Here is a 22,530-nt window from a genome sequence, read left to right as displayed (position 1 = left end):
AGCGATGGGGCGATGCGAACCGCTCCCGATGATGACAAAGGCTATCTGAACCCCTCGGCCACACGCGCAACTTTTCCTCCTGATTTCAGCTTTTTGCTGATGTCTTTTTTTGAATGCGGCATCAGACCCCCGAGCGCCGCTTCGATGTTCCTTACCATCGCTAGGAGACGCGGTCCAATGTCGTTGATCAAACGCTCTTCCGTGAAGCGGAATGCCGGCGCGCCGCAATTGAATGCGTAAGGTCCGGTTCCATCGTTGAGCTTGAGCGCGACTCCGGCCGCGCCAATATCGTCGTGCCAGTCGCCGACCGAAATCGCAAAGCCGTATTTCGCGACGGTCTCGCCGGAACGCTCCAATCCATCGCGCATCTTCGGCCAGCGGCTGCCGTAATGTTCGCGCAGTATGCGCGACACTTCAGTGCGACCCTCGTCGTCGAGAGCCCAGAAATAGGCGCGGCCCATCGCGCTGGTTGCAATCGGCACGCGCGAGCCGACGTCAAGTTGAACACCGACCGTCTCGCTGCCGCGGCTCTGCCCGAAATAGATCATGCTGTGACGGTCGCGGCCGCCGACGGCCACGGCGCCGCCGGTCGCGCGCATCACTTCCTCGCGGAACGGCTCGGACAAATGCCGAACGCCCAGATTGGCCAGTGCCGCGTAACCGAGCGACATCGCTGCGGGTGCGAGCTGGTACTTCTCGAACCGGGGAACCGGCGTCAGATAGCCGAGCTTGGTCAACGTGTAGGTCAGCCGCGACACGGTCGGCTTGGGCAGATTGGTGCGGGCCGCAATCTCCTGATTGCCGAGAAGGCCGTCATTGGGTTGGAACGCGCGCAATACATCCAGTCCGCGGGAAAGCGCGACGACGAAATTCCGATCGGTCGCAGTCTTCTTTCCTGTACGCTTCATCCCTGATCTGCTTCTTGCGCGGAGTCGTTGACAACGTCCGTGCTTCAAAATAACCCTGCCGTCAAGATGCGGAATTAAATTCCGCACCGCGAAATCGAACAAAAGTAAATCCCCACCAAGGAGGGACACCGTGAGCGAAGTGGTCAAGCTTGAGCGTCATGACGAAGTCGGTATCGTCACGGTCAACAGCCCGCCGGTCAATGCGCTGAGTGCCGCAGTCCGCGGTGGCATCCTCGAGTGCATCAAGGCTGCGGTCGCCGATCCCGCCATCAAGGGCATCGTGCTGACCTGCGCCGGCCGCACCTTCATCGCCGGCGCCGACATCACCGAATTCGGCAAGCCGCCGAAACCGCCCGCGCTCAACGACGTGCTGTCCGAGATCGAGAATTCGCCCAAGCCGGTCGTTGCCGCGATCCACGGCACCGCGCTCGGCGGCGGCCTCGAGGTCGCGCTCGCCTGTCATTTCCGCGTTGCAGTGAAGGAAGCCAAGCTCGGCCTGCCCGAGGTGAAGCTCGGTCTTCTGCCCGGCGCCGGCGGCACCCAGCGCCTGCCGCGCGCGGTGGGCCCAGAGCTCGCCGTCAAGATGATCGTCGGCGGCGACCCGATCGGTGCAGCGGAAGCGCTGAAGAACGGTTTGATCGAGGAGATCGTCGAGGGGCCGGCGTCGGGCGGCGAAGCCTTCGTGCGCAAGCTGCTCGCCGAGAAGCGCCCGCTGCGGCGCCTGCGCGACGACGATTCCAAGCTCACGGCCGCCAAGGCTGATCGCTCGATCTTCACCAATGCGGTTGCGGCCATGACCAAGAAGTCGCGCGGCCTGGAGGCGCCGTTCGCGGCGGCCGACGCTGTCGGCTATGCCATCGACCTGCCGTTCGACGAAGGTCTGAAGAAGGAGCGCGAGGGCTTCCTCAAGCTCGTCGCCAGCGACCAGTCCAAGGCGCAGCGCTACGCCTTCTTCGCCGAGCGCGAGGCCAACAAGATCGCGGGCGTGCCTGAAGGCACCAAGCCGCGCCCGGTCAACCGCGTCGCCATTCTCGGCGCCGGCACCATGGGCGGCGGCATCGCCATGTCCTTTGCCAATGCCGGCGTTCCCGTCACCCTGATCGAGACCGGCGAGGAACAGCTGAAGCGCGGCATGGGCATCATGCAGAAGAACTGGGAAGCGACCGCCGCGCGCGGTGGCATCCCCGCGGATGCGCCCGCCAAGCGCATGGCGCTGATCGACGGCAAGGTCGGCATCGAGAATGTCGGCGACGCCGACCTCGTCATCGAAGCCGTGTTCGAGACCATGGCGGTGAAGAAGGAGGTGTTCGGCAAGCTCGACCAGTACGCCAAGCCCGGCGCGGTGCTCGCCTCCAACACCTCGTATCTCAACATCGACGAGATCGCGAAGTCGACCAAGCGTCCGCAGGACGTGCTCGGCATGCACTTCTTCTCGCCGGCCAACGTCATGAAGCTGTGCGAGATCGTGCGCGCCGACAAGACCGCGCCGGACGCCCTGGTGACGGCCGTCACCATCGCGCGCAAGATCGCGAAGGTACCGGCCGTGGTCGGCGTCTGCGACGGCTTCGTGGGCAACCGCATGCTGGCGCAGCGCGGCAAGCAGGCCGAGAAGCTGTTGTTCGAAGGCGCGTTGCCGCAGCAGGTCGACGCCGTGGTGACAAAATTCGGCATGCCGATGGGGCCGTTCGCGATGGGCGATCTCGCCGGTCTCGACATCGGCTGGCGCTCGCGGAAAGACCGCGGCATCAAGTCGGAGATCGCGGACGCGCTGTGCGAAGCCGGCCGCTTCGGCCAGAAGACCGGCAAGGGCTACTACAAGTACGAAGCCGGCTCCCGGGCGCCGCTGCCCGACCCGGAGGTCGAGAAGCTGATCGACGAGACGCTTCTCCGCCTCGGCCGCAAGAAGCGCGTCGTCAGCGACGAGGAGATCCTCGAGCGCATGATGTACCCGATGATCAACGAGGGCGCGAAGATCCTGGAAGAGGGCATCGCGGCGCGTCCCTCCGACATCGACGTGGTCTGGCTCTATGGCTATGGCTGGCCGATCTATCGCGGCGGCCCGATGTTCTGGGCCGACAGCGTCGGCCTCAAGCACATCGCCGACCGCCTGTCGTTCTACGCCAAGGAGACCAACGATCCGAGCCTCGAGCCCGCGCCGCTGCTCAAGAAGCTTGCGGCGGAGGGCAAGACGTTCGCCTCGCTGGCCGCGGCGTCGAAGGCGGCGTGATGGAGCTTTACGCTCCAACTCTCAGTCATTCCGGGGCGCCCGCAGGGCGAACCCGGAATCTCGAGATTCCGGGTTCGGCTCTTCGAGCCGCCCCGGAATGACGGTCTGTGTGGTTTAGAGAAGCAATGACCCATCCCGGCGAACAGTTTTATCCCGAGGGCGTGCGGTGGGACGACACCATCGCCCAGGGCACGCTCCCCGACCTCTTGTCGAAAGCCGCCGCCGACTACGGCCCGCGCACCGCGCTGGAGTTCCGCGACCGCCCGATCACCTACACCGAGCTCGGCGCGATGGCGGAACGCGCCGCGGCGGCGTTTCTGCGCGCAGGCTGCGGCAACAACTCTTCCGTCGCGCTGTTCCTCGGCAACACGCCCGATCATCCCGTCAACTTCTTCGGCGCATTGAAGGCCGGCGCCCGCGTCGCGCATCTCTCCCCGCTCGACGGCGAGATCGCGCTGACGCACAAGATCTCCGACTCCGGCTCGCGCCTGCTGGTCACCTCGAACCTCCAGGCGCTGCTGCCCACCGCGCTGAAATTCCTGGAGAAGGGCCTGATTGACCGCCTCGTCGTCTGCGAGGACGATCATTGGGGCAAGGTCGGCACGCCGCAGGCGGCGATCCCCGATGATCCCCGCATCGTCACCTTCAAGACTTTCGTCGAAGGCGCCACCGCGCCGGCACAGTGGCCGTCCGTGACCGCCGACGACGTCGCGCTGCTGCAATATACCGGCGGCACCACCGGCCTGCCCAAGGGGGCGATGCTCACCCACGGCAATCTCACCTCGGCCGTGTCGATCTACGACGTCTGGGGCAAGCCGGCGCGCGCCGCGCGCGGCGATGTCATCGAACGCGTCATCTGCGTGCTGCCGCTGTTCCACATCTATGCGCTCACCGTCGTGCTGCTATCCTCGCTCCGCCGCGGCAACCTGATCTCGCTGCACCAGCGCTTCGACGTCGAAGCTGTCATGCGCGACATCGAGATCAAGCGCGCGACTTACTTCCCGGGCGTGCCGACGATGTGGATCGCGATCGCCGCATTGGCCGATCTCGACAAGCGCGACTTCTCCTCGCTCGCCACCATCGGCTCCGGCGGCGCGCCGCTGCCGGTGGAGATCGCGAGCTTCTTCGAGCGCAAGGTCGGCAAGAAGCTGCGCAGCGGCTGGGGCATGACCGAGACCTGCTCGCCGGGCACCGGCCATCCGCCCACCGGTCCCGACAAGCCCGGCTCGATCGGCCTGATGCTGCCCGGCATCGAGCTCGACGTCGTCGCGCTGGACGATCCGACAAAGGTGCTGCCGCCCGGCGAGGTCGGCGAGATCCGCATCAAGGGCCCGAACGTCACCAAGGGCTACTGGAACAAGCCGGAGGGCTCCACGGAGGCCTTCGTCGACGGCCGCTTGCTCACCGGCGACATCGGCTATGTCGACACCGACGGCTATTTCTTCCTGGTCGATCGCAAGAAGGACATGATCATCTCCGGCGGCTTCAACGTCTATCCGCAGATGATCGAGCAGGCGATCTACACCATCCCGGGCGTGCACGAGGTGATCGTGCTCGGCATCCCCGAGCAGTATCGCGGCGAAGCTGCAAAAGCCTTCATCAAGCTGAGGCCCGACGCAAAGCCGTTCTCGCTTGAGGAACTGCGCGCGCAGCTTGCCGGCAAGCTCGGCAAGCACGAATTGCCGGCTGCGGTCGAGTTCGTCGACGACCTGCCGCGCACGCCGGTCGGAAAATTGTCGCGCCACGAATTGCGCCAGCAGCAGAAACCGTCACAATCCACCAAAACTGCATCAGGAGGTCGCTCGTGACCGACGCCGTCATCGTTTCCACCGCCCGCACCCCGATCGGCAAGGCCTATCGCGGCGCGCTCAACGCCACCGAGGGCGCAACCCTTCTCGGCCACGCCATCGGCGAAGCCGTCGCGCGCGCAAAAGTCGATCCGAAGGAGGTCGAGGACGTCGTGATGGGCGCGGCGCTGCAGCAGGGCGCGACCGGCGGCAACATCGCGCGCAAGGCGCTGCTCCGCGCCGGCCTGCCCGTCAGCGTTGCCGGCACCACCATCGACCGGCAGTGCGCCTCGGGCCTGCAGGCGATCGCGCTCGCCGCGCGCTCGGTGATTTTTGACGGCGTCGAGATCGCGGTCGGCGGCGGCGGCGAGTCGATCTCGCTCGTGCAGAACGACAAGATGAACGGCTTCCACGCTCAGGATCCGGCGCTGCTCAAGATCAAGGGCGAGGTCTACATGCCCATGATCGACACCGCCGAAATCGTCGCCAAGCGCTACGGCATCTCGCGCGAACGCCAGGACGAATATTCGCTGGAGAGCCAGCGCCGCACCGCCGCCGCGCAGCAGGGCGGCAAGTTCAAGGACGAGCTCGCGCCGATCACGACGCAGATGGCGGTCACCGACAAGGCAACCGGCGCCGTGTCGATGAAGGAAGTCACGCTGTCGCAGGACGAAGGCCCGCGCCCCGAGACCACCGCCGAAGGTCTCGCCGGCCTCAAGCCGGTGCGCGGCGAGGGCTTCACCATCACCGCCGGCAATGCCAGCCAGCTCTCCGACGGCGCCAGCGCGTCCGTCATCATGAGCGACAAGGAAGCCGCCAAGCGCGGCCTTGCGCCGCTCGGCATCTTCCGCGGCTTCGTCTCCGCCGGCTGCGAGCCGGACGAGATGGGCATCGGCCCGGTCTTCGCCGTGCCGCGCCTTTTGAAGCGCCACGGCCTCACCGTCGACGACATCGGACTCTGGGAGCTGAACGAAGCCTTCGCCGTGCAGGTGCTGTATTGCCGCGACAAGCTCGGCATCGATCCCGACAAGATCAACATCAATGGCGGCGCGATCTCGGTCGGCCATCCCTACGGCATGTCCGGCGCGCGCCTGACCGGCCACGCCCTGATCGAAGGCCGTCGCCGCAAGGCCAAATACGTGGTCGTCACCATGTGCGTCGGCGGCGGCATGGGCGCGGCCGGCTTGTTCGAGGTGCTGCAGTAACAGGCCCCGTCGTTCCGGGGCATTCGCGGTACGCGAATGAACCCGGAACCTCGAGCCACAAACTTCTGGACTCCGGGTTCGCGCTTCGCGCGCCCCGGAGTGACGAATAGAGAATAGCGCTCACAGGAGGATCCAATGGATCTCGCATTCACGAAAGAAGAGCAGGCGTTTCGCGAGGAAGTGCGGCAGTTCTTCCGCGACAACGTGCCGCCGGATACGCGGCGCAAGCTGGTCGAGGGCCGTCATCTCACCAAGGACGAGATGGTGACGTGGTGGCGCATCCTCAACAAGAAGGGCTGGGGCGTCAGCCATTGGCCGAAGGAATATGGCGGCACCGGCTGGACCAGCGTGCAGCACTATATCTTCAACGAGGAGCTGCAGTCCTATCCGGCGCCGCAGCCGCTCGCCTTCGGCGTCAGCATGGTCGGGCCAGTCATCTACACCTTCGGCAACGAGAAGCAGAAGAAGAAGTACCTGCCGCGGATCGCCAATGTCGACGATTGGTGGTGCCAGGGCTTCTCCGAGCCGGGCTCCGGCTCCGACCTCGCCTCGCTCAAGACCAAGGCCGAGCGCCGTGGCGACAAGTGGATCATCAACGGCCAGAAGACCTGGACGACGCTCGCCCAGCACGCCGACATGATCTTCTGCCTGTGCCGCACCGATGCCAGCGCCAAGAAGCAGATGGGTATCTCCTTCATCGTGTTCTCGATGAAGTCGAAGGGCGTGACCGTGCGTCCGATCCAGACCATCGATGGCGGCCATGAGGTCAACGAGGTCTTCTTCGACGACGTGGAAGTCCCAATCGAGAACCTGATCGGCGAGGAGAACAAGGGCTGGGACTACGCAAAGTTCCTGCTCGGCAATGAGCGCACCGGCATCGCCCGCGTCGGCGTCTCCAAGGAGCGCATCCGCCGCATCAAGGATCTCGCCTCAAAGGTCGAGTCCGGCGGCCGCCCGATCATCCAGGATGCCGCCTTCCGCGAGAAGCTGGCGGCCTGCGAGATCGAGCTGAAGGCGCTCGAGCTGACCCAGCTCCGCGTCGTCGCGGACGAGGGCAAGCACGGCAAGGGCAAGCCGAACCCGGCTTCGTCAGTGCTGAAGATCAAGGGCTCCGAGATCCAGCAGACCACCACCGAGCTCTTGATGGAAGTGATCGGCCCCTTCGCCGCGCCCTATGACGTGCACGGCGACGACGGCTCCAACGAAGCCATGGATTGGACCGCCCAGATCGCGCCGAGCTACTTCAACAACCGCAAGGTCTCGATCTACGGCGGCTCCAACGAGATCCAGCGCAACATCATCGCCAAGGCGGTGCTGGGGCTGTGATGTGCTCCCTCTCCGCGAAGGCGGGGAGGGCAATCTTTCCACCGTCATTCCGGGGCGCGACGAAGTCGCGAACCCGGAATCCATCGGGCCGCATACGCTGAGGCGAAATGGATTCCGGGCCTGGCCCTTCGGGCCATCCCGGAATGACGAAGCCAAATAAGTCCGGGTACGAGGAACCAAACAACATGGATTTTGACCTGAACGAGGAGCAGCGGCTTCTCAAGGAAAGCATCGACGGCCTGCTGACCGATTCCTACGATTTCGAGCAGCGCAAGAAGTACATGGCGGAGAAGGGCGGCTGGAGCAAAACGGTCTGGCTCAAGCTCGCCGAGCAGGGCCTGCTCGGCCTGCCCTTCGCTGAGGCCGACGGTGGCTTCGGCGGCGGTGGCGTCGAGACCATGATCGTGATGGAAGCGCTCGGCAAGGCGCTGGTGCTGGAGCCGTATCTGGCAACGGTCGTGATCGGTGGCGGCTTCCTGCGCCACGCCGCCACCGATGCGCAGAAGGCTGCGCATGTGCCTGCCATCATCGACGGCAGCAAGACGCTGGCGTTCGCCCAGATCGAGAAGAACTCGCGCTACGATCTGTTCGACGTCTCGACGACGGCGAAGAAGAAGGGCGACGGTTGGGTCATCGACGGCGAGAAGTTCGTCGTGCTCAACGGCGAGAATGCCGACACGCTTGTCGTCACCGCCCGCACCAAGGGCGATCGCCGCGACAGAAGCGGCATCGGCGTCTTCCTGGTCCCCGCGAATGCCAAGGGCGTCACGAAAAAGTCCTACCCGACCCAGGACGGCCTGCATGCCGCCGACATCACCTTCACCGGCGTCGAGGTCGGCGCCGATGCCGTGCTCGGCAACCCCGAGGATTCGCTGGCGCTGATCGAGCGCGTGGTCGATGAAGCCCGCGTCGCGCTTTGTGCCGAGGCGGTCGGCCTGATGGACGAATCGCTCAAGACCACGGTCGAGTACATCAAGACGCGAAAACAGTTCGGCGTCGCGATCGGCTCGTTCCAGTCGCTGCAGCACCGCGCCTCCGACATGTTCGTCGCGGCCGAGCAGGCGCGCTCGATGTCGATGTTCGCGACCATGGCGAACGACTTCGAGGACGCCAAGGAGCGCACCAACGCGATCGCCGCGGCCAAGGTGCAGATCGGCAAGTCCGCCAAATTCGTCGGCCAGCAGTCGATCCAGCTCCACGGCGGCATCGGCATGACCATGGAGGCGAAGATCGGCCACTACTTCAAGCGCCTGACCATGATCGAGAACACCTTCGGCGACACCGACTACCACCAGCGCCGCGTCGCGGACGCGGGCGGGTTGATCTGAGTCGATCTGGACCACGCGACGACTGTCATCCTCCGCGAAAGCGGGGGATCCAGTACGCCGCGGCTTCTCGATTCTAGCCGCGCCGCCTCTGGAATACTGGATCGCCCGATCAAGTCGGGCGATGACACGGAGCAAGTTGAATCAGCGGAGCAACACCAATGAAAAACACCCCGTTCGATCTCACCGGCAAGGTCGCCGTCGTCACCGGCTCCAGCCGCGGCATCGGCCGCTCCTCCGCTGAACTCCTGGCAAAGCTCGGCGCCAAGGTCGTGGTCTCCTCGCGCAAGCTTGAGGCCTGCAAGGAGGTCGCCGACGGCATCATTGCGGCCGGCGGCGAGGCAACCGTCATCCCCTGCAACATCGCGCGCAAGAACGAGGTCGAGGCGCTGATCGCAGGCAGCACCAAGCATTACGGCAAGATCGACATCCTCGTCTGCAACGCCGCGGTCAATCCCTATTACGGCCCGCTGCTCGACATCACGGACGAAGCCTTCGACAAGATCATGGGCTCGAACGTCAAGAGCAACATCTGGCTCTCAGCGCTCGCCATCCCGCAGATGGCCGAGCGCGGCAACGGCTCGGTGATCATCATCTCCTCGATCGGCGGCTTGCGCGGCTCCACCGTGATCGGCGCCTACGGCATCTCCAAGGCCGCCGACTTCGCGCTGTGCCGCTCGCTCGCCGGCGAATGGGGCCCGAAAGGCGTCCGCGTCAACTGCATCGCGCCCGGTCTCGTCAAGACCGATTTCGCGCGCGCCCTCTGGGAAGACGAAGCCAACCTGAAGCGCCGCACCGCCACCACGCCGCTGCGCCGCATCGGCGAACCCGACGAAATCGCCGGCGCCGTCGCCTACCTCGCCTCCGACGCCTCGAGCTTCATGACCGGCCAGACCATCGTCATCGACGGCGGCGTCACCACGGCGGCGGTGTAGCCGCTCCACCACTTACAATTGCAACGCGAGCGCGCTTCGCTTACCCTCCCCTGGAGGGGGAGGGGTCGCTCGCGCCAAGCGCGAGCGGGGTGGGGTGAAGCCGCAACAATGGTCTCGACATCAATCCGACGCGCCGCCGCGAAGAAGATGAGGGCCAACACGACGCCGCACGAGCGCATCCTGTGGCGCGCCCTCAAGAATCTCCCGCTCGAAGGCTCACACTTCCGCCGCCAAGCGCCGATCGGGCCTTACGTCGTCGATTTCTTCTGCCCAGCCAAACGCCTCATCATCGAACTCGATGGCGGGCACCACAATGAAGACGATACAGCCGCACGCGATCTTGTGCGTCAAGGTTGGCTCGAACGTGAAGGTTACAGCGTCATCCGCTTCCGGAATTGAGATCAAGAGCGATTTGACCGCCGTGCTCGAACGCATCTATGTCGAGCTGTACGGATCTCGCGAGGCAGAAACGACACCCCTGAAACATCGCCGAACTTAGCAGTCCAGACCGCGCTTTCTCTTACCCTCCCCTTGAGGGGGAGGGTCGGTTCGCATGCAGTGAAGCGGAATGCGAACCGGGGTGGGGTGACAGACCATCCGCGAATGCGATGCTTCCGAACGTACGACAACAGTCCTTCTGATAAAGAATGTGAGACCGTCTCTGTGGCTTCACCCCACCCCGCCCGCGCTCTGCGCGGTCGACCCTCCCCCTCCAGGGGAGGGTAAGGACGCCGCCATCATCCAACCTTGACCTTCCGCCTCCAATCCGCTCCCTTTGCCGCGACACAATGATCCCCTCCAGGGAAACGCCAAGGTAAGCCGCCATGTCTTTCGTCCTCGCCATCGACCAGGGCACCACCTCCTCGCGCGCGATCGTGTTTCGCGGCGACATTTCCATTGCGGCGAAGGCGCAGGCCGAGTTTCCGCAGCATTTTCCGGCCTCGGGCTGGGTCGAGCATGAGCCGGAGGACATCTGGACTTCGACCGTGATGGTCTGCCGCGAGGCGATCGAGCACGCCGGCATCACCGCAAAGGACATCGCCGCGATCGGCATCACCAACCAGCGCGAGACCACCGTGGTGTGGGACCGCGCCACCGGGCAGGCCGTGCACCGCGCCATCGTCTGGCAGGACCGCCGCACGGCCGACATCTGCGCCAAACTGAAGGCCGACGGCCGCGAGCCCGTGATCTCGCAGAAGACCGGCCTGATCATCGATCCCTATTTCTCCGGCACCAAGGTCGCCTGGATCCTCGACCACGTCCCCGGCGCCCGCGCCCGCGCCGCGCGGGGCGAATTGATGTTCGGCACCGTCGACTGCTACCTGCTCTGGCGCCTCACCGGCGGCAAGGTGCACGCCACCGACGCCACCAACGCCTCGCGCACGCTGCTGTTCAACATCCACACCGGCGAGTGGGACGACGAGCTGCTGGAGATCATCGGCGTGCCGCGCTCGATGCTGCCCGAGGTGAAGGACTCCTCCGCCCGCTTCGGCGAGAGCACGCCCGACCTGTTCGGCGGCCCCATCGCGATCTCCGGCATCGCCGGCGACCAGCAGGCCGCGACCATCGGCCAGGCCTGCTTCCGCCCGGGCATGATGAAGTCCACCTACGGCACCGGCTGCTTTGCCCTGCTCAACACCGGCGCCACGCCCGTCGTCTCCAAGAACAAGCTGCTCACCACCGTTGCCTACCAGCTCGATGGCAAACGCACCTACGCGCTCGAAGGCTCGATCTTCGTCGCAGGCTCAGCGGTACAGTGGCTGCGCGACGGCCTCGGCATCATCAAGCACGCCGCCGAGACCGGGCCTCTTGCTGATCAGTCGGACTCAATGCAGAGCGTCTACCTCGTCCCCGCCTTCGTCGGCATGGGCGCGCCCTACTGGAATCCGCGCGTGCGCGGCGCGCTGTTCGGCCTCACCCGCAACACCGGCCCTGCCGAGCTCGCCCACGCCGCGCTGGAAAGCGTCTGCTACCAGACCTTCGATCTCTGGGCCGCGATGCGCGCGGACTGGCCGAGCTCGGAAACGGCCAGCGTCGTGCTCCGCGTCGACGGTGGCATGACGGCGTCAGACTGGACCATGCAGCGCCTCGCCGATTTGTTGGATGCGCCCGTCGACCGCCCCGTGATCCAGGAGACCACGGCGCTGGGCGCAGCCTATCTCGCCGGCCTCAACGCCGGCGTCTATCCCGAGCCGACCAAATTCGCCGACAATTGGCGATTAGAGCACCGCTTCAAGCCGAACATGAGCGAAGCAACGCGCGAACGAAAACTCGTCGGCTGGGCAAGAGCGGTGAAGGGCGTGCTGGCGAGCGATGAGGGGGAGGGGTAGCGCTAGGCGCAGCCTCGCAGGTCGATGCTGCGAGGCGCACTCAACTGCCTCCCCGTCGTCATTGCGAGGAGCTCCTGCGACGAAGCAATCCAGAATGCCTCCGTGGAAAGATTCTGGATTGCTTCGCGGAGCCTGTCATCGGGCCGCGCTTTGCGCGGACCCGGTGGATCGCAATGACGGAGTGTGGAGCTGCTGTCGTTCTTCAAAACGGCACAACTCGCACGCTAGCCATGACGCAGGATGACAACCAGCATGATCCTCCCCGACGGCTATTCCGACGTGCCCGCCGGCAAGATCGCCGCCGTGGTCACTCATTTGGAGATGACCGCGCGCCCTCCGCGCCGTGACGATCCGCCAGGAAACTGGACCCTGCGCAAGGTCGACGCCCCCGCGCTCGACTGGTACCGCGACATCTTCCGCCGCGTCGGCGAGGAGTGGCTGTGGTTCTCGCGGGCACGCTTGAACGATGCGGAGCTCGCCGCAATCATCCACGCACCAGGCATCGAGGTCTACGCATTGTCCGCGGACGGCCGCGACGAAGGCCTGCTGGAGCTCGACTTCCGCGAGCCCGGCCAGTGCGAGCTGGTCTATTTCGGCGTCACCGCACCCTTGATCGGCAACGGCGCCGCCCGCTTCCTGATGAACCGCGCACTGGAGCTTGCATGGTCGCGCGAGCTGCACCGCGTCTGGGTGCACACCTGTACCCTCGACCATCCCTCCGCCGTCGCATTCTACCAACGCTCCGGCTTCCGCCCGTTCCGCCGCCAGATCGAGGTCGCCAACGATCCACGCCTCGACGGCACCGCGCCGCGCGATGCGGCGAAGCACGTGCCGATCATTGAATAGTACGGAAGAGCGTAGCCCGAATGGAGCGCAGCGTAATCCGGGGGGCGATTTCCCCGTTGCCGCGCACTCCGCCGTCATCCTGAGGTGCGCGCTCTTGCGCGCCTCGAAGGATGGGCGGCGGGCGCCTGTGGCCCATCCTTCGAGGCTCCCTTGCGATGCTCGTGCATCGCAAGGGGAGCACCTCAGGATGACGGTTGAGCTCGTGGCAGCACTGTAGCCCGGATGAGCGGAGCGAAATCCGGGAGAGTGTCCCCGCATTCCGCTCTGCTCCATGCGGGCTACGAACTCAAAACACCTCCTGCTTCGCCCTCGCCAGCGAAAACCCGCGCTGCATCGCGTTGAAGCACGTCAGCCCGCTCTGCTCCGACCGGCACGTGAATCCGCCGCGCTGCCACACCTCGCCATAAGCGAGGACCGGCAGTGAGGCGTCCATCACCGTATCCCCGGCGCAGATGCGGCCGGCGTTGCCCTTCGCACTCATCTCGAAGGCGTTGCCATAGTCGAGCTCGCAGTCGGCTGGCCGGCGCGGACGCGCGTCCATGTTCATGATGTCGCAGCGGAGCGCGCCCTGTCCGTTGTCTGTGAAGAACTGGCAGGCGATATTTTTCGACGGCGTGAGGAAGCCGATCGGGCGGTCCTGCGCGTCGGCAACACCGGCGATTGGCAGCATGATCGCCATCAGGATCAATGCGCGTGGTCTGGTCATGTCACTCAAACTAGCCATCGAAATTCACCGCCGTAGTGTTGGCGCCGCAAACCAGCACCGCAACCCTTTCACCGGGTGAGGGACGATAGCGGCCGGAGAGCACCGCGGCAAATGCGGCGGCGCCGCCGGGCTCGGCCACGAGGCGCAAGTGCGACCACAGCGCGGCCTGGGCCTGCCGGATCGCATCGTCGCTGACCAGGACGACGCGCTCGACATGGGCCCGCGCGATCGGAAACATCAGTTCGCCAACGCGCCGCGGCGCAAGGCTGTCGGCGGCGATGCCGCCGGCCGGCGCATCGACCGGAGCGCCCGCTTCGAACGCGGCGTGCAGGGTGGGCGATTGCTCCGGCTCGACCGCGACGATGCGCGTCCTGCCGGCGTACCATGCCGCAATGCCGCCGATCAGCCCGCCGCCGCCGACCGCCACCAGCAGAGTCTCGATGTCGGGCGCGTCCTGCTCGAGCTCCAGGCCGACGCTGCCCTGGCCGAGCAGGGTCTCCGTCTGATCGTAGGCATGGACGGCCAGCGCGCCGGTCTGCGCGACATGCGCTTCGCTCGCGGCGAGCGCATCCGCGTAGCGGCTGCCCGAAATCACGAGCTTTGCGCCATAACCCCTGATCCGCTCGGCCTTGGCCGGCGAGGTGATGTCGGGCACGAAGATCGTGGCGCGAATGCCGAGCCGCTGCGCCGCATAGGCCACCGCCGCGCCGTGATTGCCGCCGGATGCGGCGACGACGCCCACGTTCGGCACCCGCCGCAGCAGCAGGTTGGCGAAGGCGCCGCGCGCCTTGAACGATCCGGAATGCTGCAGCATCTCGAGCTTGAGCGTGACCGGCGCTGTCGGCAGGCCGAAATCGGCGAGATTGGCCTCAAGAAGCGGCGTGCGTCTGATGTGCGGACGGATCACGGCCTCGGTCGCCGCAATCTGCTCCCGCGTAATGTCCATCGTCGGTGTCATGATGCTGGTCAGGATAGCGCGTCTGGCAGTTGACATCAATTAGGTAATTAGCAAAATAACTAAATGAAATTTGCCGTCGCGTTGCGCGCGCTCGCCAACGAGCGCCGCCTGCAGATCCTGGAATGGCTGCGCGACCCGCGGAAGCACTTTCGCGAGCAGGCCGATGGCGACCTGGTCGAGGACGGGGTCTGCGGATTGCTGATTGCCGAAAAGCTCGGCGTCAGCGCGCCAACGGTGAGCGAGCACATGCGGGTGCTGACGGCCGCCAAGCTGGTGCGCGCCAAGCGGGTCAAGCAATGGACGATGTACAAGCGCAACGAGACGGCCATCGCCGCGATCAAGCGTTCGATCCAGGACGGCCTTTGAGCGCAAGGGCCTTCGCGGGCGTCGTTGCAGCCGGAGCAATGCTCCATTTCCGAGATTTTTGTTGCGCCGCGCCGAGCTGGTCGTGGAGACTGATGGGCCCTGCCTTGTCCAATGATTGAGAAGAGCGAGAACCATGTTCCTGATCGGCCAATATGATTCCCCCTTCGTCCGCCGCGTCGCGATTGCGCTGCGGCTCTACGGGCTCGCCTTCGAGCACAAGCCGTGGTCGACCTTCGGTGACGCCGACCAGATCGCGCCATACAATCCGCTGCGTCGCGTGCCGACCCTGGTGCTCGACGACGGCGAGGCGCTGATCGAGAGCACGATCATCCTCGATTATCTCGACGATCTCGTTGGCCCCGACAAGGCGATGCTGCCGTGCGGCGGCGCCGATCGTCGCAAGCATTTGCGCATCTGCGCGCTCGCCTCGGGCCTCGGCGACAAGGCGGTGAGCCTGCTCTACGAGCGCGTGCTGCGGAAGGAGCAGCTCGCGCTGTGGGTCGAGCGCTGCCAGGCGCAGATCGCGGACGTGCTTGGCGTGCTCGAGGCCGAGCGCGCCAAGGTGACGACGCCGTATTGGCTGGGGATGCGCATCGGTCACGCCGACGTCGCGGTGGCCTGCGTCGTCCGCTTCACCCGTGAGGCCCATCCGCAGCTGTTCGAGCCTGCGCGTTACCCGGCGCTGTCGGCACATGCCGAGCGTTGCGAGGCACTCGCCCCGTTCAAGGAGATCATCCAGCCACTCGCGCCGCCGAAGGGGTGAGATCTCTTACCCTCCCCTGGAGGGGGAGGGTCGATCGCGCGCAGCGCGAGCGGGGTGGGGTGACAGACCATCCGCGATCTCGCTGCTTCTGTTCGCGATCTGGAGGCTCTCAGCGGGGTCTCGTTCGTGGCTTCACCCCACCTCGGTCCGCATTCCGCTGCGCTGCATGCGAACCGATCCTCCCCTCCAGGGGAGGATGGGCATCGTGCGTGTCGGAAGAGCGAAAGGACACATCCGCCGGCGTTACGTCACTGGGCGCAGCAGCCGGTGATGAAACAATACCCCTGTTTTGCCCGACGCCGCAACTCGTTTCGGCAAGACCGAAATTGTCCAGCCTTTTCAACCCCATCGCTACTGTGCATGGGGTTGTTTTCTCATTTTTTGTTTTTGGCGGCGCTTAACCCGCCCCCGCGCGCTTTTTCTGCCAGACGAGGTGCACCGCGCAGGTGCAGCCGGGCGGATGCGAGGCGAGGTCTTTCGGCATCTCGTCGTTCGCCGGCATCGCCGCGAAGGCCTTGTCTTGCTGCGACGGGATGTAATTCAGCACCGGCGCGAGCCAGCGCTCGGCTTCCGCCACGCTCATGCCCTTGCGTGCCGCGTAGTCCTCGACCTGATCGCGCTCGATCTTGCCGACGCCGAAATAATAGCTCTCAGGGCTCGCGAAATAGAGCCCTGAGACGGACGAGCCTGGCCACATCGCAAAGCTCTCGGTCAGCTTCACCCCGGCGGTCGCTTCGGCATCGAGCAGCGCGAACAGCGTTGCCTTCTCGGTGTGGTCGGGCTGAGCGGGATAGCCGGGCGCGGGACGGATGCCCTGATACTTTTCGAGGATCAGCTCCTCGTTGGTGAGCGCCTCATCCGGTGCGTAGGCCCAGAACTCGCGGCGCACGCGGGCATGCATGCGTTCGGCGAAGGCTTCGGCGAGACGGTCGGCCAGCGCCTTGCACAGGATCGACGAATAGTCGTCATTGGCGCTTCTGAAGCGGTCGGCGACCGCATCCTCACCGATCCCTGCGGTGACGACGAAGCCGCCGATATAATCGGGGACGCCAGGAGGCGCGATGAAGTCGGCGAGCGCCGCGTTGAAGCGCCCCTCGCGCTTCTCGAGCTGCTGGCGCAGCGTGTGCAGCGTCGCGATCTGCTTGGTCCGGCTTTCGTCGGCATAGAGCACGATGTCGTCGCCTTGCGCATTCGCCGGCCAAAAGCCGATCGTGGCGCGCGCCCGGAACCATTTTTCCTTGACGATGGTGTCGAGCATCTTGCGCGCATCGTCATAGAGCGAGCGCGCGACCTCGCCGACCTTGGCGTCGTCGAGAATGGCCGGGAAGCGCCCCGCGAGCTCCCAGGTCTGGAAGAACGGCGTCCAGTCGATGCAGTCGACGAGCTCGGCGAGGTCGTATGCGTCAAAGCTGCGGGTGCCGAGGAAGGTCGGCTTCACCGGCTTGTTCTTGGCGAAGTCGACCGGCACGCGGTTGGCGCGGGCAGCGCTGAGCTTGAGCCGCTTCTTGTCGGCCTGCGCGCGCAGATGCGCCTCGGAGATTTTTGCGTACTCGGCACGCACTTCGGCGGCATAGGCCTCGCGCTTCTCGGGCGAGAGCAGCGCGGAGGCGACGCCGACGGCGCGGCTGGCATCGTTGACGTGGACCACGGGACCGGCGCGATAGCTTGGGTCGATCTTGACAGCTGTATGCACGCGGCTGGTCGTGGCGCCGCCGATCAGCAGCGGCAGCTTGAGGCCTTCGCGTTGCAACTCGCCGGCGAAGAATGCCATCTCGTCGAGCGAGGGCGTGATCAGGCCCGATAGCCCGACGATGTCGGCCTTCTCCGCCTTCACGGTCTCGACGATCTTCGCCGCCGGCACCATCACGCCGAGGTCGATGACCTCGAAATTGTTGCACTGGAGCACGATGCCGACGATGTTCTTGCCGATGTCGTGGACGTCGCCCTTGACCGTCGCGAGCACGATCTTGCCGGCGGACGAGGAGCCTTCGGTGCCGATGCCGCTGGCGAGGTTGCGCGCCTTCTCCTCCTCCATGAACGGCATGAGGTAAGCGACGGCCTGCTTCATCACGCGCGCGGATTTCACCACCTGCGGCAAAAACATCTTGCCGTCGCCGAAGAGGTCGCCGACCACGTTCATGCCGGCCATCAGCGGCCCCTCGATCACGTCGAGCGGGCGCGAGGAATTCTTGCGGGCCTCCTCGGTGTCCTGCTCGATGAATTCGGTGATGCCGTGCACCAGCGAATGCGACAACCGCTTCTCCACCGGCCATTCGCGCCAGGCGAGATCGGCTTCCTTGCCTTCGGTCTTCTTGCCGCGGAACTTCTCCGCGAGCGCCAGCAGGCGCTCGGACGCACCGGGGTCGCGGTTGAGGACGACGTCCTCGCACACTTGCCGCAATTTCGGGTCGATGTCGTCATAGACGATCATCTGCCCGGCATTGACGATTCCTAAGTCCATGCCGGCCTTGATGGCGTGATACAGGAACACCGAGTGCATGGCCTCGCGCACCGGCTCGTTGCCGCGGAACGAAAACGACAGGTTGGACACGCCGCCCGAGACATGCGCGCCCGGCAGGTTCTGGCGGATCCAGCGCGTCGCCTCGATGAAGTCGACGCCGTAATTGTTGTGCTCCTCGATGCCGGTCGCGATCGCGAAAATGTTCGGATCGAAGATGATGTCCTCGGGCGGGAAGCCGACCTTGTTCACCAGGATGTCGTAGGCGCGCTTGCAGATCTCGGTCTTGCGCGCGAACGTGTCGGCCTGGCCGACCTCGTCGAACGCCATCACGACGACGGCCGCGCCATGGCGGCGGGCGATCCTCGCCTCGTGGATGAACTTCTCCTCGCCTTCCTTCATCGAGATCGAGTTGACGACCGGCTTGCCCTGGACGCATTTCAGGCCGGCCTCGATCACAGAGAATTTCGAGGAGTCGACCATGATGGGCACGCGCGCGATGTCGGGCTCGGCGGCGACGAGGTTGAGGAACGTCACCATCGCCTCTTCGGAATCGAGCAGACCCTCGTCCATGTTGACGTCGATAACGACCGCGCCGTTCTCGACCTGGTCGCGCGCGACCTGGAGCGCGGCGGTGTAATCACCGGCGGTGATCAGCTTGCGGAAGCGCGCCGAGCCCGTGACGTTGGTGCGCTCGCCGACATTGACGAAGGGAATCGCGTCGGTCAGCACGAACGGTTCGAGGCCGGAGAGCCGCAGGCGCGGTTCGATCTCGGGCACGATGCGCGGCTTGTGTGGAGCGACCGCTGCAGCGATCGCCGCGATATGGTCCGGCGTGGTGCCGCAGCAGCCGCCGACGATGTTGACGAGGCCGTCGCGCGCGAACTCGCCGATCAGGCGCGCCATGTACTCAGGCGTTTCGTCGTACTGGCCGAACTCGTTCGGCAGGCCGGCGTTCGGATAGGCGCACACGAGCGTGTCGGCGACGCGGCCGATATCGGCGATATGCGCGCGCAGGTCTTCGGCGCCGAGCGCGCAGTTGAAGCCGATCGTGATGGGCTTGGCGTGCCGCACCGAATTCCAGAAAGCTTCCGGCATCTGGCCCGACAGCAGGCGGCCGGACTTGTCGGTGATGGTGCCCGACACCATCACGGGCATGTCGATGCCGCGCTCTTCGGTGATCTCGGCGATCGCATAGAGCGCCGCCTTGGCATTGAGCGTGTCGAAGATGGTCTCGACCAGCAAGAGGTCGACGCCGCCGTCGATCAGGCCGCGGATCTGCTCGCCATAGGATTTGCGGAGATCGTCGAAGGTGACGGCGCGATAGCCCGGATTGGACACGTCGGGCGAAATCGAGGCGGTGCGGTTGGTGGGACCGATGGCACCGGCAACGAAGCGCGGCTTGCCGTCTTCGGCTGCGACGCGCCGTGCGGCATTGCCGGCGAGGCGGGCGCCTTCACGCGCCATCTCGTGGACGATGTCGGTGAGATCGTAGTCGGCCTGCGCGATCGAGGTCGTGGAGAAAGTGTTGGTCGCGACGATGTCGGCGCCGGCGCGCAAGTAAGCAGCGTGGATGTCCTCGATCGCCTGCGGCTGGGTCAGGATCAGAAGATCGTTGTTGCCGCGCAGGTCGCGATGGAAGTTCTTGAAGCGCTCGCCGCGGAAGGCTTTCTCGTCGAGCTGCAGGTTCTGGATCATCGTGCCCATGGCGCCGTCGAGCACGAGGATGCGTTCGCGCGCGGCGTTCAGCAGGGCAGTTCGCTTGGGAGAAACGGGAGCGGTCATCTTACGCTGCCTTCTGCGCGCTCTTGGCGCGAATGCCGAGCAAATGGCTGATCGCGAAGACGAGATCGGCGCGGTTCATGGTGTAGAAATGGAAGGTGTCGACGCCGTGCTTGGCGAGCTTCTGCACCTGGCCGGCTGCAACCGTCGCCGCCACCAGCTTGCGGGTCTCGGCGTCGTCATCGAGGCCCTCGAATTTCGCGGCGAGCCAGTCGGGCACCGAGGTGCCGTTCCGGGTGACGAAATTGCGCGCCTGCTTGAAATTGTGCATGGGCATGATGCCCGGCACGATCGGGATGCCGATGCCGCGCGCACGCACGCGGTCGAGATAGCGGAAGTAGAGGTCGTTATCGAAGAACACCTGCGTGATCGCGCGCGTCGCACCCGCATCGACCTTGGCCTTGAGCGTGTCGATATCGGCATCGAAGTCGCGCGATTCAGGGTGCTTCTCGGGATAGGCCGAGACCGACACCTCGATATCGCCATGCCGCTCCTTGATCCCCGCGACCAGGTCGGCGGAGCTCTGGTAGCCGTCGGGATGGCTGGAATAGGGTGTGCCGATGCCGCCGACAGGGTCACCGCGCAAGGCCACGATGTGGCGGACGCCGACCTCGTGATAGCGGTCGACGATCTCGTCGATCTCGCCGCGGGAAGCGCCGACGCAGGTCAGATGCGCGGCCGGCAGCAGCGCGGTCTCTTTCAGGATGCGGGCAATGGTCGAATGGGTGCGCTCACGGGTCGAGCCGCCGGCGCCATAGGTCACCGAGACGAATTTCGGCTCAAGCGGGGCCAGTCGCTTGATGGTCTCCCAGAGATTGCGCTCCATCTCCTCGGTCTTGGGCGGAAAGAACTCGAACGAGATCGCAGGCCGCTTCAGGTGCCCGTCTTGCCGGTCGGCTGTCGCAGGCGTCGTCAGGTCAGTCATTGGCACCACTCGCTCCAAAGAATCCCGCCAGATGTTCGTGGCCGGCCGCCGGGTCTAGATTGGGAGAACCTAAGATAGGACAAAGGCAGCCCGGCCGACAGCCCATCGGAAGTGGGAAATGGCCCACTTTCATTGGGCGGCGCGGTATTTTATGCCGTTTCGAAGTTGATGTGGGATGCGGGTAGATGTGGGAATTACGTAGCGTTTATGTATACTTGCTGAGATTTTTAGGTGCGCGATACCACTCGAATTGAGATGGGCAATTTGTAATTAGTGTCTCCACATCTATCCCTGTCCCAATGCTGGCAGCTCGGCTGTGCACAGGCGCGGCCTGCACACGCCAGACCTGCGCAGCCTACCATTGCCGCCGCGTGGCCCTTCACTACGTTAACCCGCCATGATCCCGCTCTCCGTCCTCGACCTCTCCGTGGTCACCACCGGCACCAAGCCCGCCACGGCGTTGCGCAACAGCATCGACCTGGCGCGCCACGTCGATGCGCTCGGCTATGTCCGCTACTGGCTCGCCGAGCACCATAATCTCGCGTCCGTTGCGAGCCCGGCGCCCGATGTGATGATCGGGCAGATCGCGGCGGTGACAAAGCACATCCGCGTCGGCTCCGGCGGCGTGATGCTGCCCAACCACGCGCCGCTGGTGGTGGCCGAGCGCTTCAAGATGCTGGAGGCGCTGTTTCCCGGCCGGATCGATCTCGGTCTCGGCCGCGCGCCGGGCACCGATGGTGCCACGGCCTATGCGCTCAGAAGCCGGCTCGATCGGCGCGAGGGCGACGATTTCCTGGAGCGGCTGCACGAGCTGATTCTGTGGGAGACCCGCGAATTCCCTGCGGGGCACCCCTACAACAATGTCGTCGCGATGCCTGATGATACCCGGCTGCCGCCGATCTGGCTGCTTGGCTCCAGCGATTATTCCTCGGAGTTGGCCGCCCAGGTCGGCATGGGCTTCGCCTTCGCCCATCATTTCGCCTCCCACGACGCGATCGATGCGATGGTGCATTACCGCAATCGCTTTCAGCCCTCAGCCTGGCGCGCGGAGCCGCATGCGGTCCTCGGGGTCGCCGTCATTGCGGCCGATACGGACGAGGAGGCCGAAAGGCTCGCCTCTTCCTTCGACCTCAACCGCCTTCGCCGTGACCGCGGTCAATATTTGCCGCTGCCGAGCGTCGAGGAGGCGATGGCCTATCCGTATACGGAGGCCGAGCGCACCTCGATCCTGCGCAACCGATCGCGCCTGTTCGTCGGCAGCCCCGCGACGGTGCAGAAGAAGCTGCAGCCCTTGATCTACGCGAGCAAGCCGGACGAGTTGATGGTGATCACGGCGGTGTACGACCACGAGGCACGGAAGAAGGCGTATTCGCTGCTGGCGGAGGCGTTCGGGCTTAGAGCAGCGGCCTAGTCTTACTGCGTCATGGGCGTCGACGTCCATTTGATGCTTCGCGGGCGCCACAGCACGGACATCGCGGCAAGGTCTTGATGAGCGCCCGAAGCAAGCGGGCGTGCATGGTTGCGATCGAGTTCGGGACATGGCGTTCAGGCCGCGCGGGCGGAACCTCTGGGTCGGTAATCGTCGGGTAAGGGAGGGACCTGGACCGACGGGGCGGAACGAGGTCCTGAGGGGGGAATCGTCGCCTGCTCGGCGATCAGGAAGCCGTAGGCTGCGATGCACAG

The 22,530-nt window shown here is 65.2% G+C and carries 17 protein-coding genes and 1 pseudogene; 12 read left to right on the top strand and 6 right to left on the bottom strand.

Annotated elements, in window-relative coordinates; genetic code table 11:
- Positions 1-41: 41 nt before the first annotated feature.
- On the bottom strand, positions 42-908 hold the full coding sequence (locus YU9_RS0128420) for an IclR family transcriptional regulator (RefSeq protein WP_027575847.1): 867 nt from the start codon (positions 906-908) through the stop codon (positions 42-44).
- A gap of 130 nt (positions 909-1,038) precedes the next feature.
- Here YU9_RS0128420 and YU9_RS0128415 point away from each other — a divergent pair, with 130 nt between their 5' ends.
- The 9 genes from YU9_RS0128415 (at position 1,039) to YU9_RS0128375 (ending at position 12,889) form a co-directional block, all read left to right on the top strand.
- Positions 1,039-3,135: a 3-hydroxyacyl-CoA dehydrogenase NAD-binding domain-containing protein gene (locus YU9_RS0128415; protein WP_027575846.1), complete on the top strand. Its 2,097-nt coding sequence runs from the start codon at positions 1,039-1,041 to the stop codon at positions 3,133-3,135.
- A 125-nt stretch (positions 3,136-3,260) separates the two neighbouring features.
- Entirely contained in the window at positions 3,261-4,943 is a 1,683-nt protein-coding gene (pimA, locus tag YU9_RS0128410) for a dicarboxylate--CoA ligase PimA (RefSeq protein ID WP_027575845.1), read from the top strand.
- Positions 4,940-6,127 carry an acetyl-CoA C-acyltransferase gene (locus YU9_RS0128405; protein ID WP_027575844.1) on the top strand — a complete coding sequence of 396 codons (1,188 nt, stop codon included), beginning with the start codon at positions 4,940-4,942 and terminating at the stop codon, positions 6,125-6,127. The genes pimA and YU9_RS0128405 overlap by 4 nt, the downstream gene beginning before the upstream one ends.
- Positions 6,128-6,262: 135 nt before the next feature.
- A complete protein-coding gene (pimC, locus tag YU9_RS0128400; protein ID WP_027575843.1) occupies positions 6,263-7,453 on the top strand; it encodes a pimeloyl-CoA dehydrogenase large subunit in 1,191 nt (396 codons plus the stop codon).
- Between the two features lie 185 nt (positions 7,454-7,638).
- Positions 7,639-8,781 (top strand): pimeloyl-CoA dehydrogenase small subunit, encoded by a 1,143-nt coding sequence (pimD, locus tag YU9_RS0128395; RefSeq protein ID WP_027575842.1) that lies wholly within the window; start codon positions 7,639-7,641, stop codon positions 8,779-8,781.
- A gap of 158 nt (positions 8,782-8,939) precedes the next feature.
- Positions 8,940-9,713, top strand: a complete 774-nt coding sequence (locus YU9_RS0128390; protein WP_027575841.1) for an SDR family NAD(P)-dependent oxidoreductase — start codon at positions 8,940-8,942, stop codon at positions 9,711-9,713.
- A gap of 147 nt (positions 9,714-9,860) precedes the next feature.
- On the top strand, positions 9,861-10,112 hold the full coding sequence (locus YU9_RS50235; RefSeq protein WP_245266554.1) for an endonuclease domain-containing protein: 252 nt from the start codon (positions 9,861-9,863) through the stop codon (positions 10,110-10,112).
- Positions 10,113-10,537: 425 nt separating this feature from the next.
- The gene (gene glpK / locus YU9_RS0128380) at positions 10,538-12,043 is read left to right on the top strand and encodes a glycerol kinase GlpK (protein ID WP_027575840.1); all 1,506 of its coding nucleotides are present in this window, start codon (positions 10,538-10,540) and stop codon (positions 12,041-12,043) included.
- Between the two features lie 252 nt (positions 12,044-12,295).
- Complete coding sequence (locus tag YU9_RS0128375) at positions 12,296-12,889, top strand: N-acetyltransferase (RefSeq protein WP_027575839.1); 594 nt, start codon at positions 12,296-12,298, stop codon at positions 12,887-12,889.
- Between the two features lie 286 nt (positions 12,890-13,175).
- Here YU9_RS0128375 and YU9_RS0128370 read toward each other — a convergent pair whose 3' ends face one another.
- Together YU9_RS0128370 and YU9_RS0128365 are read right to left on the bottom strand one after the other, a co-directional pair.
- On the bottom strand, positions 13,176-13,595 hold the full coding sequence (locus YU9_RS0128370) for a DUF6636 domain-containing protein (RefSeq protein WP_027575838.1): 420 nt from the start codon (positions 13,593-13,595) through the stop codon (positions 13,176-13,178).
- Positions 13,596-13,605: 10 nt separating this feature from the next.
- The gene (locus tag YU9_RS0128365) at positions 13,606-14,589 is read right to left on the bottom strand and encodes a threonine/serine dehydratase (protein ID WP_084299097.1); all 984 of its coding nucleotides are present in this window, start codon (positions 14,587-14,589) and stop codon (positions 13,606-13,608) included.
- 27 nt (positions 14,590-14,616) lie between these two features.
- Here YU9_RS0128365 and YU9_RS0128360 point away from each other — a divergent pair, with 27 nt between their 5' ends.
- Together YU9_RS0128360 and YU9_RS0128355 are read left to right on the top strand one after the other, a co-directional pair.
- A complete protein-coding gene (locus YU9_RS0128360) occupies positions 14,617-14,919 on the top strand; it encodes a helix-turn-helix transcriptional regulator (protein ID WP_027575836.1) in 303 nt (100 codons plus the stop codon).
- 133 nt (positions 14,920-15,052) lie between these two features.
- The gene (locus tag YU9_RS0128355; protein ID WP_027575835.1) at positions 15,053-15,682 is read left to right on the top strand and encodes a glutathione S-transferase family protein; all 630 of its coding nucleotides are present in this window, start codon (positions 15,053-15,055) and stop codon (positions 15,680-15,682) included.
- Positions 15,683-16,079: 397 nt separating this feature from the next.
- Here the strand turns inward: YU9_RS0128355 and metH are convergent, their stop codons facing one another.
- Positions 16,080-19,925, bottom strand: a complete 3,846-nt coding sequence (gene metH, locus YU9_RS0128350) for a methionine synthase (protein ID WP_027575834.1) — start codon at positions 19,923-19,925, stop codon at positions 16,080-16,082.
- A gap of 1 nt (position 19,926) precedes the next feature.
- Entirely contained in the window at positions 19,927-20,847 is a 921-nt protein-coding gene (gene metF / locus YU9_RS0128345) for a methylenetetrahydrofolate reductase [NAD(P)H] (protein ID WP_027575833.1), read from the bottom strand.
- A 397-nt stretch (positions 20,848-21,244) separates the two neighbouring features.
- Here metF and YU9_RS0128340 point away from each other — a divergent pair, with 397 nt between their 5' ends.
- Positions 21,245-22,258, top strand: coding sequence for an LLM class flavin-dependent oxidoreductase (locus tag YU9_RS0128340; RefSeq protein WP_027575832.1), 1,014 nt, complete (start codon positions 21,245-21,247; stop codon positions 22,256-22,258).
- 134 nt (positions 22,259-22,392) lie between these two features.
- Here YU9_RS0128340 and YU9_RS48215 read toward each other — a convergent pair.
- Positions 22,393-22,530: pseudogene (locus YU9_RS48215) on the bottom strand (IS701 family transposase); the annotation flags it as partial.

Source organism: Bradyrhizobium sp. WSM1743 (genome assembly GCF_000473065.1).
Taxonomy (GTDB): domain Bacteria; phylum Pseudomonadota; class Alphaproteobacteria; order Rhizobiales; family Xanthobacteraceae; genus Bradyrhizobium.
Note: the sequence above shows the minus strand (reverse complement) of the source record. Positions and strands in the feature narration are given on the sequence as shown.